General features: G+C 34.6%; 3 protein-coding genes. All 3 read left to right on the top strand.

What is annotated here, in order from left to right; genetic code table 11:
* On the top strand, positions 1 to 274 hold a 274-nt coding region (locus tag ACFIMC_RS10120; RefSeq protein WP_375685755.1), incomplete at its 5' end, for a YadA-like family protein.
* Positions 275 to 1,586: 1,312 nt separating this feature from the next.
* Positions 1,587 to 2,579, top strand: coding sequence for a hypothetical protein (locus ACFIMC_RS10115; protein ID WP_375685753.1), 993 nt, complete (start codon positions 1,587 to 1,589; stop codon positions 2,577 to 2,579).
* A gap of 2 nt (positions 2,580 to 2,581) precedes the next feature.
* On the top strand, positions 2,582 to 2,777 hold a 196-nt coding region (locus tag ACFIMC_RS10110; RefSeq protein WP_375685757.1), incomplete at its 3' end, for a hypothetical protein.

Genomic DNA, 2,777 nt, shown 5'->3' with positions numbered 1-2,777 from the left:
GAAGTTTGAGACATTGAATTATGCTATTGAGGATGTTCGCAAGGAAGCAAGACAAGCTGCTGCTATTGGTCTAGCGGTGTCTAATTTAAGCTATGACGATACACCGGGAAAATTAAGTTTTTCACTTGGTACGGGTGTATGGCGCAGTCAATCTGCACTTGCTATTGGAGCTGGTTATATGTCTGAAAATGGAAGATTTCGCTCTAACGTATCTGCAACGAGTGCTGGGGGACATTGGGGTGTAGGTGCTGGATTTAGGGTAACACTGAATTAACAATAGAAAATTCGAAATAAATTTTCCTTCTCTTATCAAATGCGTTACATGTGCCATTTAAAGGGAAGGAAAGTTATTTTCATCATAAATGAATAGCAATAAAAAATAAGGGTGTATTTCGAGTAAAAATATATTTTTTATTGTGAAATTTTATATGAAAAAATCATTTATCATCTCCAAAAAGAATTATTTGAGTAATTGATATTTATTTTTAAGGGAGTTTTTCCTTCTTGTCTCATCAGACAAGGGTAAACATTTTATAAAGAAGTGATATTTTACACAGAAATTCATAGAGTAGTATACTTATAAAGTTTTATAACAATGTATTTTGTAGTAATATCTTAGTAGGACTGATTTTAGTTACATTGAAGCGTTTTAACAAAAAAAATTTACAAATGCAGAGTGATGCCTTCATATAAATTAATAGAGTGCGCAATCGCACAATATTTTAAAACTGTACGGTTTATAACTTTATTAATAGAAATATCCATTGGGGGGTATGCTTAAAGAAATAAAAAATCTCATTTTTACTATGTTTATTATTATCTTTGTATGCAGCAGCCGGAATAATTAAATAAGACTCACTTTGATCAAAATAGGGATATTTGAAGCATAACAATGCACCAGCACTTTTATAAAAACCTAAAGTGCAGACAATGAGGCTATGAATTTTAGAATTATTTCATAAATCAGAAAGACACATTAATAAAAAATAATTTAAATCATTTTTTTCTTGCTATTTTTTAAATAGTCTGTAAGAATGTGAAAAGTTGGTTAAAAGATACTAAGAATCTTTTTGCAAAGCGGGGTGCAGTAAATCATGAAAAAATCACACTATCACTATCATTTTATTTCAAAAAGTTTTGAGAGATATAAATCCAAAGCTCGAGGGTACCTCGCTTATTCTCACAACAAAAGCGCAACCCTACAAAAAACGCTCTAAGTCACTCATCAAACAACTTAACTCCCTTCCGCAATAAACATCCTTTATTGCCTCTTAAACACACAACACCTAAATAATAGTACGCAAACATGTTTTTTCTATACTTCGTTCACCTTTCTTCACCTTTAAATTTAAAAGCTCTGCTAAAAGAAAACACCCCTCCTTAAAGGGGGATAAACAAAAACCTTATTAATTGGACTATCGATCAACGTCGACTTCTATCTCATTGAGATCTTAGATAGTCCTCTTCCGCATTATGACAACCCTAATCTTTTATAAAACAAGAAAAAACAATCTCTGGAGCCTAGTAGCACCGGAATATGTCTTTTTAATGTTTTTAATATCTTTTTCTTACTTAGAGGATTTATTATGAAAAAAATATATACCACACCACACACGCTAGCAGTGAGTAATTTAAAAAATTCTTGCTCGTCTTATCGATTGCCTTTTATTAAAACGCTTTCATTAGTGTCAGTAGCTGTCTTTTTATCAAATGCTTCTCCTGTTTCTGCTTGTGATAAGTGGGGTAATGTAGCGGAGTATTTTGGTGGTGGTGCAAATATACTTAAAAGTGTTGCGCCAACCTATGTAATTGACGGTAACGTGTATAGAGATGTTGGATCTGCGTTTGTAGGGGTAAATAGTGCATTCAGAGGTGTAAAGAATGAATTCAGCAATTTTAAACTTAATATAGGAAAAACTATTAAGTTTGAGGTTGGAACAGCCATTGATAATGCGTTTGCGGGTTGGGGAAATGTTTGGGGGATATATCAGAGAGAAATTAATAATAAAATTGATAAAATCTTGTCTGATATGATTGTTAAGCAAGATGCAGCAGGGCTTATTACCATTGGTGCGAACAAAAGGGGTTATATAGTAGACGTTGCAAATAATTCTCATGAGGCGCGGTTTATTACTGGTGTTCGTGATGGTTTGGTTAGCGCAACATCGAATCACGCAATCACTGGTTCCCAGCTTTATAAATTGGGCGCTGGGGTTGCGAAGTCTTTTGGCGGTGGTGCTAGCTATAAAGATGGGAACTGGAGTGCTCCTACTTTTACAGTTAATGTCTTTGATAAAAATGGTAAGGAGACTAAGAAAAAATATAATAATGTCGCAGATGCCTTTGCTGGTGTGAATGATTCTTTTGTAAATATTAATAAAGAGATTAAAAATGTGGTGGGTGATAAGCTTGTTGCGCAAGATACAGCAGGACTTATTACCATTGGTAGAAAAGTAAGAGGAACTAAAGTAAGTATTGCAAACGTTGATAATGCGGCACGGACTCTTTCCGGCGTTAAGGCTGGTTCGATTACAGCAGTATCCACTGATGCGATAAATGGTTCTCAACTTTATTNGTAAGTATTGCAAACGTTGATAATGCGGCACGGACTCTTTCCGGCGTTAAGGCTGGTTCGATTACAGCAGTATCCACTGATGCGATAAATGGTTCTCAACTTTATTCCATGAGCAATGTCGTTGCAGGCTATTTTGGCGGTGATGCTGGTTATAAAGATGGAAACTGGAGTGCTCCTACTTTTACAGTTAAAGTCTTTGATA

The organism is Bartonella sp. AP21QHHD, from assembly GCF_042196205.1.
Classification (GTDB): Bacteria; Pseudomonadota; Alphaproteobacteria; order Rhizobiales; family Rhizobiaceae; genus Bartonella.
This window is presented reverse-complemented; position numbering and strand designations above follow the sequence as displayed.